The following is a 14350-nucleotide window of genomic DNA, read 5'->3' as shown; positions in this document are numbered from 1 at the left end:
TAACTGTTAGCTTTTAAAGCCTACAACAACTTTGCCGCCTCTTTGGCAAAGTAAGTAGCGATAAGGTCTGCCCCTGCGCGCTTGATGGCTACTAACTGCTCCATCATCACAGCATCGTGGTCAAGCCAGCCATTGGCAGCGGCGGCTTTTGTCATCGCATATTCACCCGATACTTGGTATACCGCCACAGGCACTTCACTCTTGTTCTTCACCTCGCGCACCACGTCGAGATAGGGCAGCCCAGGCTTTACCATCACAATGTCCGCCCCCTCCTCTATGTCCATACGCACCTCGCGCAAAGCCTCCAAGCGATTGTGGAAGTCCATCTGGTAAGTCTTCTTATCTTTCGGAATGTTCTGTGCATCTACGGGAGCACTCTCCAAAGCATCGCGGAAAGGACCATAGAATGCCGAGGCGTACTTCGCACTGTAAGCCATAATCCCCACGTCCTCAAAACTGTTGTTCTCAAGGGTTTCACGCAAGGCGAGGATGCGCCCATCCATCATATCACTCGGAGCGATAAAATCCGCTCCCGCCGCTGCGTGCGACAAGCCCATAGCACACAACGCCTCTACGGTAGCATCATTGACGATCTTACCCCCCTCTACAATGCCATCGTGCCCGTAGACTGAGTAAGGGTCAAGTGCCACATCGGTCATCACCACCATCTCTGGCACGGCTTCCTTTACGGTGCGTATTGCCCGTTGCATCAGTCCGTCGGGGTTTGCTGCCTCAGTGCCCTTATTGTCCTTCAAATGGTCAGGCACCTTCACAAACAGCAATACCGACTTGATGCCCAACGCCCATAGCTCCTTCACCTCGCCTACGAGCAAATCCAAGCTGTAGCGATAATAATCGGGCATCGAAGCGATCCCTTCCTTTACGCCTTTGCCTTCTTCTACAAAGAGCGGCACTATAAAATCATTGGGAGTAACCACCGTCTCCCTTACCAAACTACGCACCGATTCATTCAGGCGCAAACGTCTATTTCTTCTTAATGGATACATAATTACTTAGCTTTTAGTACTTAGCGAATAGCTTTTAGCTATTACTCTAAATACGCTATATTAGTTTTAATTTACAAAATTCAGTACACTCTATAAGCTAAAAGCTACTGGCTATAAACTGAGCGAGCTGCTCCTCAAATATCTCAATAGGATAAGAGTGTTCCATTGCCCCGAGCAGCACGATGTCTAAGGCACTGAGGCGCGCGCTGTCCTCTTTAAGCACCGCCACCGAAGCCCAAGGATCTACCACCGCATCGCGCAGCCCGATGACCACCCGCATATAAGCACGGTGATCGGCAGGCAAAGGCAAGTCGGCAGGCACCTCTTCGCGAAAGGGCAGCGCAGGGTTGAGCAACAAGGCGGGTTTCGCCAGCAATTGCGCGAGATAATACGCCACTAACCCCCCCGCACTCGAGCCTACTAAAGCATCTACCGTAGCGTACTCAGTAATGAGCTGCTCGAGCAAATGCGGCGAGGAACGATAGTCCAGCTGCGGTGCCGCTACCTCCCCGTAACGCTCCAACGCCGCTCGCCTATCGCTTTGCAAGCTACTATCCAGCCCGTGTAAGTACAATACTTTCATAGCGCAAAGGTACAACAAAAAAATAAAAGACAAAAAAGAAAACCTCTCTTTTCTGTCTTTTTATAAGTTTTTTACAACTATCGAAGTTTTATTTATCATTCGGAATAAGCCGTACGTAGCGGATATATCCCTTCCCTTCAACTTTAACATTCAGATTCTCAGTTGAAAGCACAACCTCAGCATCCTTGGCGTAGTAGTACTCATCTTCCACAGCGGTCTCAAACCGAATTTTGTAACCTTTATTCATCTTCGAGTCGTCAATGTCGAGCACTTTCACAGTGCGTTCACCCGCCTTGATAGTCGCCCCTGTGATACCATCAATCACCTTGCGCTTACCATAGAACTTCCACCATTCAGTAAGTTCACTATACCACTCAGGGTCGTCGCCAATCACCTGCAACGTCCTCTCATACTTGCCTTGAGGGTCGATCAGTGATGCTACTACGTACGCCCCTTCGCCCTTGTAATTAGTCAGTTGGATAAGGCATTTATATTTCTTTGACGAGGCTTGTTGCGTAAATGAGAACGCTATAATAGCAGCCCCAATCATCCATAAAAGATATTTAATTTTCATAATAACCTATTTTAAAAAATTGACATCTACATCTTTAAGAGCTTCATTTTCACGAGCTAAGTCATAAGCAGTCTCACCCAGATCGGTAGTGATGGCAGGGTTAGCCCCCTTATTAAGCAGCTCCTTGATTAGGTACAGATCCTTCGCACGCATTGCAGCTTTATGCAGCGCCGTCAAACCCTCAGCATTCTTGGCATTGATATCGATGGGTAACTCAGCCACCTTCGCAAAAACATCCGCATCGCCTGTCTCAATGGCTAAATGATAAAGCGTACTGCCATCACCCTGAGGCTGCGTCCAATCCATACCGGCCTCACTCAGTAAGCGCCACTTTTCGTTAAAATCCTTAGAGTTATGCGTATTGAAATTCCGCAGCAGATAATACGCTAACGTATTGCCTTTCAAATCTTTTATCTTAGCATCAGCGCCCTTTTGCAGCAGTAAGCGCACCACATCAGCCCTGTTGGTTGCCACTGCTTGTGTGAGAGCGCTTTGCCCCGCTTTGTTTTGCGCATTGATATCGCTCACCTTTTCAGCGAGAAGCGTTACCACAGGCAGCACATTCCTTTCGGCAGCCTTTATCAGCGGTGTATCGCCCGCACTGTCACGCTGATTGACATCATTACCCTTCTCAATGAAAAAGCGAATGACTTCCACATCTCTACTACGCTCAGCCACAATCAATAGGGGGGTTACTCCTTCCTTACTCTTCTGTGAAGGATCTACACCCAAAGCCTCTATATACTGAAATATATCAAGCCCATTGCGCTTACTTCTGCCACCACGAGCAGCGGCAAAAAATAGGTTCTCGCCCTTGTCATTCAGCGCCTTAGCTTTTACTTTCTTCTTTGCAAAAGCCTCCATCATCGCCTTATTTCCCAAGGTAGCCGCATAAAATATCGCGTTATTACCGTCCTTATCTACGGATTTGAGCGAAAGTCCCTTCTTGGTGAAGTAACGCGTCTCTTCTATATTCTTGAAGTGTGGTGCTAAGAGCAATAGAGCATTAGCACCTTGATTATTAGTCTCTTTGATACTCGCCCCGTGTTTGAGCAGTAGGTCATACAACTCAGGGTTGACATTCCCACGAGCCGCCGCGAATATGAGTGGCGTTTGCCCGCGCGAGTCACGCACGTCTGTCTTAGCCCCTTTATCGAGTAAATACCTCACTATCGGAACGTTATCGCTATGTGCCGCCCAGAATAGATAAGTGCGCTTATCATGTGTGCGCTTCTCCACGCCATTCCCTTTAAGCGAAAGCAAGTAGACAATCGTCTCGTAAGGTGCCTCATTGAGGATCGCCAAGGTAGTCGCATCAAACATTCGCGCATCGAAAGCCGTAGCGTCGGCGCCCCGTTCTACTTGCTTTTGCACATCAGCTACTGAGGGCTTTCCTTCCCAGAACGAATGGCTTAGCAAGGGGTTCTTTTGCGCGCTCGTTACCACTGTGGTAATCAGCGCTATACATAGTAAAAGTCGCTTTATCATCTCACCTATAACAATTGAAATCGGCTGCAAAGATAACTATTTAGATTGAATATAACCATCCTTCGTGTAAAAAATCACAAAAAAAGACAAACCTCACTCCTCCCCTACCCTCTTCCTTTTAAATTCCCAGCGATACCCCTTCACAGCTAAATAAAAAACATTTCTACAATATTGCTATTTCGTAAAAATACCTACTTTTAACAGATCTTTATCGAAGAAATAACGGAAACGTAACGAACCCTGAAAAATAAAGAGGTTGACCGATCAGTACACGATCAGTATAGGAAGAGTATAGGATGAGTACAGGAAGAGTATAGGATGAACCTATAAAATCACAACAACTAACACAACAGTAATAAATACTGCAATATAGCATAATGAACAAAAAACAACATAACCCCTAAAAAGCCAAGATACCCCCTGAGTTTTTCAACTGTAAAAGTTTTTTTGTAAAAAACAGCCGTTTTTCTTGCACAGTATCTCAAAAAGCCGTAATATTGCAGCCTAATTTTAATTCAAATATTTTTTAGTATGGATTCACAAAAAGTGGATATGTTTATCGTAGCCAATGGCAAGTTTTTCAGACCAGAGATTGTGCCTCAAATCCGCCAGCAACTGCTGGACGCCCCTGAGGAAAAGTGGGCAACCCTTCAAGCAATGCCTTACAAAGACCCTACTACTGCACTGATTATCTCTATCTTTGCAGGGAATTTAGGTATCGACCGCTTCTATATCGGCGATACAGGCATTGGGGTTGGTAAGCTACTCACCTTTGGTGGTTGTGGTATTTGGGCTCTTGTGGACTGGTTCCTCATTATGGACGCTACACGCGACAAAAACGCTCAGATGTTAGCCAATGTGCTTAACTCGTAAGGGCTTTTACAGCCTTGTAACTGCGCTATGTCTTGCTGGTTGGGTATGGCTATTGAGCCAGTTTTTACTCCATAAGCAAGACGTAGCTTTTACATTATGCCCTTTGAAGAACCTCACTGGCGTGCCGTGTACCACTTGTGGCACTACACGCTCAGTGGTAGCGTTTTTCCACGGCAAATTTACAGAGGCGCTCTACTGCAACCCTCTGGGAATCATAGCCGCAGTGGGGCTTATTATAGCGCCATTATGGCTTTCTTATGACTTTGTGCAACACAAGAAAACTTTCTATGGGGCTTATGTAGCTTTTGAAAATATACTCAAACGCCCAGTGGTGTACGTGCCTCTTATCGCACTGCTTTTGTGCAACTGGGCTTGGAATATCTATAAAGGTTTATGATAGCAATCAAACAATTAGACGCTCGCGTGAGTGAAGGCGATAAGGAGCGTGCAACCAATAGCTACCTTATGTCGGTGATGGCACTGCTCGCTGGAGCACCACTACCAATTGTCAATGTAGCTGCGACTTTCTTCTTTCTGCTAGCTTATCGCAAAGCGAGCTACTTCGTACGCTGGCATTGCCACCAAGCAATGGTGTCGCAACTAGCTGTATTTATGGTTAATACCATCACTTTCTGGTGGACGTTTTCCATCCTCTTCGGCAATAATGAGCTTTCGAATAAGTACATCGCTTACCTGATTGTGGCTTTTGTGTTCAACGTAATAGAGTTCATCGGCACTGTCTACACGATGGTAGAGGTGCGCAAAGGGCGACATATTGCGTGGTGGCTCTATGCCGATATTACTGACTTAATGGTTAAGAACTAATGGAAAAGGTAGTTACAAGAGGGTTTATCCTCATCGCAATATTTATCGGAAGCTGGTTTCTACTGCAACAAATCAACTGGATATCAGCACTTCACTTAGGCTCTTATAAGAAGATTGAGCTTCTTAAAAAGGCTGAGAAAGAACTCGGTGAAATGATGATCCTCGAGATGGAGCGAGACAATGAGCGTGTGACCAATGATTTTGTAAAGGAGAGCGTAGATAGTTTGGTGACGCGTATTTGCAACGCTAATAACATACGAACCAACAACTTACGCGTTTATATCTTTGAGAACAGCGAGGTAAATGCCTTTGCGCTGCCCGATCGACAGTTGGTTATCTATACGGGGCTTATTGACGATACTAAGAATGCAGAGGCACTCAGCGGGGTGATTGCCCACGAACTGGCTCACATTGAGAAAGACCACGTAATACAATCATTATCAAGAGAACTGGCTATCAGCACTTTGCTTACCATTACAGGAAATGGTTCTGTGATTAAGGATATTATGAGGACGCTTTCTTCAAATGCTTTTAGCCGTGAGATGGAGAAAGAGGCTGACCTTACAGGTTTAGCCTACTTGGAAAAGGCGCATATCGACCCAAAGCCAATGGCTGAGTTCTTAGGTCTTTTAGACGATGGGGTGCCTTCGGGCTTGGAATGGCTCAGCACTCACCCTGTTTCCAAGGATCGCAAGGAGTACATCCTCAAACGTATCAATGCTGAGAAGAAAGACTATCAGCCTATTATAGCTCCTTCTACTTGGGAGCAACTCAAAGACAGCTTATAATAGTAATACAAAAAAAATAAGGAGGCTATCGCTATGATAGCCTCCTTGCTTTAAATACTTATTGATTACTTATTTAACCTATCAATAAAGTCGCTGAGCACATTCATATAGTTGATAAACGCCTCATAAGGGGAGTCATAAGGGATATGATACTTATGATAGTCCTTATTGGAGAAGAGCTTAGTGCGCATAAAGTAGAAGTGCTCGCTGGCTTGCAAGCGGCTATAATCCTCGCTCAGGGCAGCGTCTTTTTTCTTCTTCACTTGCGGCTGTATCTTAAAGAGCTGCTCAAAGGCTTCTTTCTGCAACTCATTGCCGAGCCAAGAGGTGATGTCGCGCTCCTCATCTGTCCACGAGATAGGATAAGGCACGTGCAGCACGTCCTTAGCCTCGTATTTCTTCACTACCTCCTTAGGCAAGAGGAATTGGTAGCTATCGTTCTCAGCTATCTGCTTTACGAAGTAGCGCAAGAACTCAAAGATACCGCTCTCAGCGCGATTGTAATAGCCTATTACCTCGTAGTTCATAAAGAGGTTGAGCACCTCGCTATCTGCTAAACTTGAGTCCACCCAGCTGGCGAACTTCTCAGAGGTCAGTGGGTATTCATTCCAATTGCGTTCAGAGAAGCGCACGGCAATATCATCACTGAGTTTATCATTCTTTAGCAATAGCTTCAGGTTCTCATCAATAGGGTTCTTATACACAAAGTTAGGACTCTTCCAGCCCAGCACGTGCTTAGCCCCATCGGTGAGCATCGTCTTAAAGCCCAACTTAGCAATGCGCACCCCAATCTCATCAGAGTAGATCAGTGAGGTATTGCGGAAGGTTACAGGCTTCTTACCAAACAGACTCTTGATGGTAGCGGTATGCCGCTTCACTTGTTGCTCAAACTCATCAGTGTCCTCAGAGAGCGATGCTAGCGAGTGCGAATAGGTTTCAGCCAAGAACTCCACACAGTCGCTTTTAGCCAATTCTTGGAACGAGCGTATCACCTCAGGGGCGTGCATCTCCAATTGGTCGATAGCTGAGCCTGAGATAGAGAAAGCGACTTTGAATTTGCCTTTGTATTGTTCAATGAGTTCCTTCAGGAGCGCGTTGGCTGGCAGATAGCAGTGTTCTGCCAAGTCTTCCAGCTCAGAGCGGTTGGCGTAGTTGTCAAAATAATTATGTTTCTTACCTATATCGAAGAACTGATATTTTCTTAAGCGTTCGGGGTGATGGATTTGAAAGTAAATGCAAACTGATTTTTTCATAGCAATGATTATTGATTATATAAGAGATTGATAAATTTGTTTAAGTTTCAGAGAGGCGTTTTCCCACTTGAGCTGATTGACCTCGTCATAGCCTTCACGCGACATATAGTCGGAAAGTGTTGGGTAAGCCAAGATGCCGTAGATAGCGTCTGCCAGTGCGTTGATATCCCAATAGTCTACCTTGATAGCGTGATCTAAGACCTCCGCCACACCCGACTGCTTAGAGATGATGGTAGGCACCCCAGAGCGCATAGCCTCTAATGGCGAGATACCAAAGGGCTCAGATACTGAGGGCATCACATACACATCGCTGTAGTGGAACATACGCTGCACATCGCCTCCTCTGAGAAAGCCCGTGAAGTGAAAGCGCGTACCCATACCAAGTTGTGCCACACGGCGTACCAGAGGGTTCATCTTTTCGCCACTGCCCGCCATCACAAAGCGCACATTGGGCAAACGCTTCATCACCTTGGCAGCCGCCTCTACAAAGTACTCTGGTCCCTTTTGCAGGGTAATGCGACCCAAGAAAGTAACTATCTTATCCTTTATGCCACGCTCTTCGTTGTTTTCCAATTCAGCCTTGAAGTCCACGGCATTGTGCACCGTGATCACCTTCTCTGCTGGGATACCATACTTCTCTATGACGATGTTTCGCGTCCAATTGCTGACAGTTACCACACGGTCGGCTTCTTCCATACCGCGCTTTTCGATGTCGTACACCAAGGTGTTGCGGTTGTACTCACCCCCGCGGTCGTACTCGGTGGCGTGTACATGCACAATCAGCGGTTTGCCCGAGATCTTTTTAGCGATAATCCCCGCGCTATAGGTGAGCCAGTCGTGGGCGTGTATCACGTCAAAATCGTGGTGCTTAGCCACCGTGCCTGCCACTAAGGCATAGCGGTAAACCTCCTCCATAAGGTTGGCACCATACTTGCCCGAGAACTGGAACTTATTGTGGTACGAGATACGTTCACGATTTTCCCCTGCCTTGAGGTAAGCATCGCGTTCGCGGGCAAACGTCTCAGGGTCTAAGTAAGGCACGAGGTTAGAACCTATCTCTAAGAAATTGATATTCTTCCAGAAGTCTTCAATCTTCTCAACGTTTTGCAACATCTCAACATCGCTGGCGTTGATGATCTTCGCCACGCTACTGTCTTCATCGCCAGAGGCTTTGGGCATCACAAAGAGCACATCTACTTTGTGCTTTGCCAATCCTTGTGCAATACCCAAGCAGGCGGTACCCAGTCCACCACTGATATGCGGCGGAAATTCCCATCCAAACATTAACACTTTTACATTCTTCATACGTATTCAGCTTTGAGGCTTGAGGCTTGAGGTTTGAGGTATCAGCTCCTTGGCTAATAGTTTCAAGCCCGAAATCTCGTGCCTATTATCTATTTCTTTCGACTTTTACTAAATTATTTATTATGCGCTTCTCGCTGCTTCTTCGGAACTCCTTTCAGTATCTCATTGTATGAATGCTTTATCATTTCCTTAATCAAGCTATCGGGTACGTGCTCTATCTGCACTGTGTTCCAATGCTTTTTATTGAGGTGATAGCCTGGCACGATATGCTCTGGGTACTCCTCCCGCAGGACGATAGCCCGCTCAGGTTCGCATTTTAGGCTTACCGATACAGGCACTCTATTTAAGTTCGTCAGTGCAAATATCTTGTTATAAATGCGAAACACCAGAAAGTCCTCGCCAAAAGGCATATCCTCCGTAGCCTTGTCAAGTGATAAACAATATTCTCTTAACTGTTCTATATCCATACGATTTAAGGTTTGAGGTGTGGGGTTTGAGGTATGAGGTATGAGAAAGCGACTATTTACTTGCTGACTTCTTCTTGCTACTTGAAGTCGCCTTCTTGCTACTTGTTACTGATTTCTCACTACTCGCCTTCTTCTTAGCTGTAGTCTTCTTCTCACTACTCGCTACTTGTTTCTTACTACTTGAAGTTGCTTTCTCATTGCTTTCCTCTTTTTCTCCTTTACTCTCTTCAACTATTCTCTTCGCCCTCAGCAGCTCCCCTACGTTCTTTGCCTTTGAGATGCAGCCGCGTGATCTGAATGGTGGGTTGCCATCGTATATCGCAGAGATGCAGCCTACGCCGTGTTGTTGCAGCTCTTCTTCAAACTCAGCGAGGATAGCCTCTGCTTCTGGCAAATAGCCTGCACCGTACACCTTCAGGTTGGTCTCAATATAGAAGCCTATAAACCAAGGGTGCACCGCGCCGTTGAAGGTAGCCCTGTCACGGTCGAACACGTTGCCCACACTCACTGCCTCGTAAAGCCTGTTCTTAGGGGAGAGACTGCGCAAGCCTTTCGGTGTCAGTAGCTCTTGAGTGATGATATCCAGCACTTTCTTCTTCGACTTATCGCTCAGTGGTGAGTAATCAAGTGCGCAAGCTATCAGCTGGTTAGGGCGCACATCAGCATTCTGATTGGTGTAGTTAGCAAAGTCAGCCAAGTACTTCTTATCCTCAAGCCAGAAGGTGGTGATGAAGTTCTGTGCTATATACTCGGGTGCGTCCTTCCACTGGGCGATAAACTCCTTATCCTTAGCTTCCTCAGCCATCGCCAAGGCATAGCAAACGGCATTGTACCATAAGGCGTTCACCTCTACTACAAAGCCATTGCGGGGCACGAGTGTACCGCTACCTGTGTCGGCATCTACCCAAGTGAGCGAACGCGTGTAGTCCTCACTCCACACTAAGCCATTGTCCTCCATACGGATGTAAGGGTTCTCGCGGTTGCGGTACACCTCTAAGATGCGCTTGAGGGTGTCGCCATATGTCTTCCAGAGTTGCTTTTTAGTCTTGCCACCCAGCTTTTCATACTGCTGCAAAGTCCAGAAGTACCACAAAGCGGTGTCGGCGTCTACCTTAATCTCGTCTACGTGCGTGCTGATGGTCTTGCCAAAGAAGCCGTTGTAAAAGTACTTTTGGGCAGAGGTGAGCACCTCCTCAAAGAGCTTAGGCGTATTGCCCGAGAGGGCTACCCCAGGCAGTGCGATGAAGGTCTCGCGGGTGTAACTATCAAACCAATGGTAGCCCGCCTTGATACGCGTTTCGCCTGCCTTGTTGATGAGGAACTGCCCTGCGGTGTATTGCAAGCATTCTTCAAAGGAATTGCGCTCTTTGCGCTCTTTGAGCTGCTTTTCAAAGCCTTTAGCAAGGGCTTTGCTCTCTACCTCTTCTGTGGAGGCTGAGAACACCACACTTTCGCCCTTTTTGAGAGTAATCTCAAAGTAGCCAATGCCGAGCAAGTCCTCGGTGTAGTCATAGCCGCGTTCGCGCTCTTTCTTGTAGATGACGTTCTCATTCCAATAGGGTAGGGACACAAAGTCCGCTGGCCTGCTCAATTGCAGGTGCAGGAAGGGGAAGTCGGGGTAAGGCTTCACCTTCACGCCGCCGTCTATAGCGGTGGTATCAGCGTTGGCAAGGTCGTTCTTCTTGCAGAGCGAGTGTATATCGCGAAAAGCTACCACAGGCTTTAGCTGCAAGTGCGTTTCGGAATGTGCCTCGAGCAGCGTGTAGCGAATGAGCACCTGAGGCGCGTTGTGCACCATCAGCAGCTCCTTCTTTAGCAGTACGCCCCCCACTTGGTAGGTAACCGCAAAGGCCTTTTCATAAGCTACGTCTACGATGTATTTGTGTCCGCGCGGCTCATACACATCAGGGTATTGGTGTACCCCAAAATTGAAGTCGCGACCGTGTTGCACGATGGTCTCGTCCAGCGAGGAAAGCAGCACATAGTTGCGCCCCTTTAGGTGCTCCATAGGCACTATGAGTAGCCCGTGATATTTGCGCGTATTGCAAAACACCAAGGTTGATGAGCAGTAGCCGCCGCCTCGGTTTGTCCCTAAGAACTCTTTATCAAGTGAGTCCTCTAAATCAATCAATTCGTCTTTTTTAAACTTTAAATAAGCCATATTTTTCAGGTGTGAGGTGTGGGGTCTGAGGTATGAGTTTTTAGGTGTGAGGTGTGGGGTCTGAGGTATGAGGGATCGCTGGCTCATACCCCATACTTCAGACTTCAGACCTCAGACCTCAGACCTTGTTGTTATTAATTTCTTTTAATTTATTTATCAATGCGTGTAGCATTTTTCTAACTTCATTTATTAGTTCTTCTATTTCTTCTGACTGTTCTACGAAATTCAGTTTCTTAGAAAGGGTCAATTGCGTTTCTAACTCAAATAACGAACCTCTTGCCATATACAAAAAGTGTATGTAATCATTAAGAGAGTTGCGTTCTTTGCCTTCAGCAATATTGGAAGAGATAGAGACCGCACATCATTGGAAGAGATAGAGACCGCACATCGCCTCATTTGGTTTATCAAACCAAAGCGTTCTTCGTTAGGAAATAGTGCCGTGATTCTATATATAGACTCAGCCAAATCTATTGCCTTTTGCCATACTGTCAAGTCTTTATATGATTTTACTTCCATATTAATAAGGTTTGGGGTCTGAGGTATGAGGTTTGTCTCAGGTATGAGGGGTCGCTGGCTCATACCTCATACCCCAGACCTCAGACCTTCTCATTACTCCCTTTTCATTACCAATCCTACCCGTGCTGGTAAATACAGCGAAATAAGGTTCTCCCCACCCGTATGTGCTGTAAAATGCTCTGTACTTTCATTGAGCAAGCCTACGCCACCAAAGGCTACATTATCGGTATTGAGCACAGCGGTGTATTTGCCTGCGGGTACGTTAAATTGGTAATCGGTATAGGAGCGTGAGGGACTGAAATTGAATACCCACAGATAACCGCCTCGCTCAAAGGCTAATAGCTGTCGCTCAATGTCGCGCAATAGCACGTGGGGCTCGCTCTCTAATATGCGGTGCTCGCGCACAAAGTGCACCATAGCGGCGTCAAAGGCATTGAGGTCTTTAAAGCGCAGGTTCTTATCATCTACCAAACTCCACAGGCGGCGAGCGTGCTGGTAGCTCCAGCCGTTGCCTTCACGAGGGAAGTCTATCCACTCAGGGTGCCCCCACTCGTTGCCCATAAAGGTGAGATAGCCGCCGCCCGCAGTGCCCAGCGTTACAAGGCGTATCATCTTGTGCAAGGCCATCGCCCGCGATACGATGAGGTTCTGGTCGAAAACGCTCATCCCTGTGTATATCTCTTTATCGGTGAGGCGGAAAAATATCGTTTTATCACCCACTAAGGCTTGGTCGTGGCTCTCGGCATAGCTGATGGTCTTTTCCTCAGCACGCTTGTTGGTCAGCTCGTAATAAATATCGCCTACGTGCCAACGCTCATCGGGCACTTCTTTCAGCAGCTTTATCCAATAGTCGGGAATGCCCATACTCATCTTATAGTCAAAGCCCATACCCTCATCAGCAATAGGTGAGGCAAGCCCCGGCATACCGCTCATTTCCTCTGCTATGGTGATCGCCTCAGGGTAGACCTCGTGCACCACTTGGTTGGCGAGGGTGAGGTAGGTGATCGCATCGCCATCCTCATTGCCATCGTAATAAAAACTGTAGTTGGTAAAAGCCTTGCCGAGTCCGTGGTCGTAATAGAGCATACTCGTTACCCCGTCAAAGCGGAAGCCATCGAACTTGTACTCTTCTAACCAATACTTGCAGTTCGATAATAGGAAGTTAAGCACCTCGGGCTTGCCGTAATTGAAGCAGCGACTATCCCAAGCGGGGTGCTTGCCGCGCTCGCCTGCGTGAAAGTATTGGTACTCGGTGCCGTCGAACTCACTCAGCCCTTCTGCCTCATTGCTTACGGAGTGAGAGTGCACTATGTCGAGTATCACCCGTATACCCAAGCCGTGGGCGGCGTCTATGAGTTCTTTTAGCTCTTCGGGGGTGCCAAAGCGCGAACTCACCGCAAAGAAGTTGGCCACTTGATAGCCAAACGACCCATAATAGGGGTGCTCTTGTATGGCCATCAGCTGGATGACGTTGTAGCCGAGCCGTGCGATGCGCGGTAGCACAAAGAGTCGGAACTCCACAAAGGTGCTCACGCGCTGGTGCTCGGTGCTCATACCGATATGCGCCTCATAGATGAGTGGTGGTTCGCCTCCTGTAGGCCTGTCGTGTTGCCACTGGTAGGGAACAGGTTGCCACACTTGGGCGCAGAACACCTTAGTATACTCATCTTGCACGGCGCGCACAGTGTGCGAAGGCAGTCGCTCGGCTGCTCCACCTTGCCATTCTATGAGTAGTTTGTATAAATCTTGATGATGCAATGCCTCCACAGGCAGACATAGCTCCCAATTACCTCCAGAAAGCTGCTCAAAGCGGAAAGTCTCGTCTTTTTGCCAATCGTTGGTGTTGCAGAGTAAGTAAATCGCAGTGGCGTTGGGTGCCCATTCGCGCAGTATCCACTGACTATTGGTGAAATGTAATCCGTAATAAAGATGTGAGTTGCAGTTATCACTAAGCCGCACTTCTCTACCCTGCATCATCTGAGCAGTCCTAAGGGTGTGCGCATAGCGCGCTTGAATAATACCTTCATAAGGTTTTAACAACGGATCGGTCATCATATCAGAGTTTTTGTAGAGTCTATCTATGTCTATTGGTAGGCTCTGAATTTGACGCTGTAAAATTACAATAATTTTTTGTTAACTACCAAATTTTTTCACAACTTTTTTATTATAATTTTAACATCCAAACCTAAAATAATTATAACTTATTAAAAATCAATGCAAAGAAAATATAATAAAATAAATATATTTTTTAGATTAAACCCTATTCCTTCGAAATTCGTTTTTTATAGTTGTTTTTCACTCCACTTTTATATTATATGCGAAAATAGAAGAACACTTTTATATTATATGCGAAAATAGAAGAAAGCATATAGAAATGAATAACTAAATTATTTTGATAGCGCTGCAAAAGGATAAATACAACAATTTTGTTGTATAAAAACAAAAGCCGCAACTCTCGCTGCGGCTTTTGCAATTCCTAATCCTTAAAAATATGAAAAATTTCCTCTATG

The 14350-nt window shown here is 46.6% G+C and carries 15 protein-coding genes; 4 read left to right on the top strand and 11 right to left on the bottom strand.

Features of this window, described 5'->3' with window-relative positions; translation table 11 throughout:
- Positions 1-20 precede the first annotated feature (20 nt).
- The 4 genes from hemB to AXF12_RS03050 form a co-directional block, all read right to left on the bottom strand.
- Entirely contained in the window at positions 21-1007 is a 987-nt protein-coding gene (hemB, locus tag AXF12_RS03065) for a porphobilinogen synthase (RefSeq protein WP_066428200.1), read from the bottom strand.
- Between the two features lie 97 nt (positions 1008-1104).
- Positions 1105-1590 (bottom strand): YqiA/YcfP family alpha/beta fold hydrolase, encoded by a 486-nt coding sequence (locus tag AXF12_RS03060; RefSeq protein ID WP_066428199.1) that lies wholly within the window; start codon positions 1588-1590, stop codon positions 1105-1107.
- 88 nt (positions 1591-1678) lie between these two features.
- On the bottom strand, positions 1679-2164 hold the full coding sequence (locus AXF12_RS03055) for a DUF2271 domain-containing protein (RefSeq protein ID WP_066428198.1): 486 nt from the start codon (positions 2162-2164) through the stop codon (positions 1679-1681).
- Positions 2165-2170: 6 nt separating this feature from the next.
- Entirely contained in the window at positions 2171-3652 is a 1482-nt protein-coding gene (locus tag AXF12_RS03050) for an ankyrin repeat domain-containing protein (RefSeq protein ID WP_066428196.1), read from the bottom strand.
- Between the two features lie 531 nt (positions 3653-4183).
- Between AXF12_RS03050 and AXF12_RS03045 the strand changes: the two genes are divergently transcribed.
- Genes AXF12_RS03045 through AXF12_RS03030 form a run of 4 tightly spaced genes read left to right on the top strand, consistent with a single transcriptional unit; the run spans position 4184 to position 6138 of the window.
- Entirely contained in the window at positions 4184-4525 is a 342-nt protein-coding gene (locus AXF12_RS03045) for a TM2 domain-containing protein (RefSeq protein WP_066428195.1), read from the top strand.
- Positions 4509-4922, top strand: a complete 414-nt coding sequence (locus AXF12_RS03040) for a DUF2752 domain-containing protein (RefSeq protein ID WP_066428193.1) — start codon at positions 4509-4511, stop codon at positions 4920-4922. The genes AXF12_RS03045 and AXF12_RS03040 overlap by 17 nt, the downstream gene beginning before the upstream one ends.
- Positions 4919-5350: a magnetosome magnetite crystal formation protein family gene (locus tag AXF12_RS03035; protein ID WP_066428192.1), complete on the top strand. Its 432-nt coding sequence runs from the start codon at positions 4919-4921 to the stop codon at positions 5348-5350. Before AXF12_RS03040 ends, AXF12_RS03035 begins: the two co-directional genes overlap by 4 nt.
- Complete coding sequence (locus tag AXF12_RS03030) at positions 5350-6138, top strand: M48 family metallopeptidase (protein ID WP_066428191.1); 789 nt, start codon at positions 5350-5352, stop codon at positions 6136-6138. The genes AXF12_RS03035 and AXF12_RS03030 overlap by 1 nt, the downstream gene beginning before the upstream one ends.
- A 65-nt stretch (positions 6139-6203) precedes the next feature.
- Here the strand turns inward: AXF12_RS03030 and AXF12_RS03025 are convergent, their stop codons facing one another.
- The 7 genes from AXF12_RS03025 to AXF12_RS03000 all read right to left on the bottom strand — a co-directional run bounded on the left by AXF12_RS03025 (position 6204) and on the right by AXF12_RS03000 (position 13892).
- On the bottom strand, positions 6204-7391 hold the full coding sequence (locus AXF12_RS03025; RefSeq protein ID WP_066428190.1) for a glycoside hydrolase family 57 protein: 1188 nt from the start codon (positions 7389-7391) through the stop codon (positions 6204-6206).
- 15 nt (positions 7392-7406) lie between these two features.
- Positions 7407-8696 (bottom strand): glycosyltransferase family 4 protein, encoded by a 1290-nt coding sequence (locus AXF12_RS03020; protein WP_066428189.1) that lies wholly within the window; start codon positions 8694-8696, stop codon positions 7407-7409.
- A 113-nt stretch (positions 8697-8809) separates the two neighbouring features.
- A complete protein-coding gene (locus tag AXF12_RS03015; RefSeq protein ID WP_066428188.1) occupies positions 8810-9163 on the bottom strand; it encodes an MmcQ/YjbR family DNA-binding protein in 354 nt (117 codons plus the stop codon).
- A gap of 52 nt (positions 9164-9215) precedes the next feature.
- Positions 9216-11324, bottom strand: coding sequence for a glycogen debranching enzyme N-terminal domain-containing protein (locus AXF12_RS03010; protein ID WP_082752963.1), 2109 nt, complete (start codon positions 11322-11324; stop codon positions 9216-9218).
- A gap of 118 nt (positions 11325-11442) precedes the next feature.
- Positions 11443-11661 carry a four helix bundle protein gene (locus AXF12_RS12695; protein WP_317045040.1) on the bottom strand — a complete coding sequence of 73 codons (219 nt, stop codon included), beginning with the start codon at positions 11659-11661 and terminating at the stop codon, positions 11443-11445.
- Positions 11580-11840, bottom strand: coding sequence for a four helix bundle protein (locus tag AXF12_RS03005; protein WP_317045039.1), 261 nt, complete (start codon positions 11838-11840; stop codon positions 11580-11582). Before AXF12_RS03005 ends, AXF12_RS12695 begins: the two co-directional genes overlap by 82 nt.
- Positions 11841-11933: 93 nt before the next feature.
- Positions 11934-13892: an alpha amylase C-terminal domain-containing protein gene (locus AXF12_RS03000; RefSeq protein WP_066428187.1), complete on the bottom strand. Its 1959-nt coding sequence runs from the start codon at positions 13890-13892 to the stop codon at positions 11934-11936.
- Positions 13893-14350: the final 458 nt, after the last annotated feature.

The organism is Capnocytophaga haemolytica (genome assembly GCF_001553545.1).
GTDB classification, from domain to species: domain Bacteria; phylum Bacteroidota; class Bacteroidia; order Flavobacteriales; family Flavobacteriaceae; genus Capnocytophaga; species Capnocytophaga haemolytica.
This window is presented reverse-complemented; position numbering and strand designations above follow the sequence as displayed.

Coding starts and splice junctions, on each gene's coding strand:
- AXF12_RS03015 (WP_066428188.1), bottom strand. CDS start 9,163: ATGGATATAGAACAGTTAAGAGAATATTGTTTATCACTTGACAAGGCT.
- AXF12_RS03025 (WP_066428190.1), bottom strand. CDS start 7,391: ATGAAAAAATCAGTTTGCATTTACTTTCAAATCCATCACCCCGAACGC.
- AXF12_RS03045 (WP_066428195.1), top strand. CDS start 4,184: ATGGATTCACAAAAAGTGGATATGTTTATCGTAGCCAATGGCAAGTTT.
- AXF12_RS03000 (WP_066428187.1), bottom strand. CDS start 13,892: ATGACCGATCCGTTGTTAAAACCTTATGAAGGTATTATTCAAGCGCGC.
- AXF12_RS03020 (WP_066428189.1), bottom strand. CDS start 8,696: ATGAAGAATGTAAAAGTGTTAATGTTTGGATGGGAATTTCCGCCGCAT.
- AXF12_RS03035 (WP_066428192.1), top strand. CDS start 4,919: ATGATAGCAATCAAACAATTAGACGCTCGCGTGAGTGAAGGCGATAAG.
- AXF12_RS03055 (WP_066428198.1), bottom strand. CDS start 2,164: ATGAAAATTAAATATCTTTTATGGATGATTGGGGCTGCTATTATAGCG.
- AXF12_RS03005 (WP_317045039.1), bottom strand. CDS start 11,840: ATGGAAGTAAAATCATATAAAGACTTGACAGTATGGCAAAAGGCAATA.
- hemB (WP_066428200.1), bottom strand. CDS start 1,007: ATGTATCCATTAAGAAGAAATAGACGTTTGCGCCTGAATGAATCGGTG.
- AXF12_RS03040 (WP_066428193.1), top strand. CDS start 4,509: ATGTGCTTAACTCGTAAGGGCTTTTACAGCCTTGTAACTGCGCTATGT.
- AXF12_RS03050 (WP_066428196.1), bottom strand. CDS start 3,652: ATGATAAAGCGACTTTTACTATGTATAGCGCTGATTACCACAGTGGTA.
- AXF12_RS03010 (WP_082752963.1), bottom strand. CDS start 11,324: ATGGCTTATTTAAAGTTTAAAAAAGACGAATTGATTGATTTAGAGGAC.
- AXF12_RS03060 (WP_066428199.1), bottom strand. CDS start 1,590: ATGAAAGTATTGTACTTACACGGGCTGGATAGTAGCTTGCAAAGCGAT.
- AXF12_RS03030 (WP_066428191.1), top strand. CDS start 5,350: ATGGAAAAGGTAGTTACAAGAGGGTTTATCCTCATCGCAATATTTATC.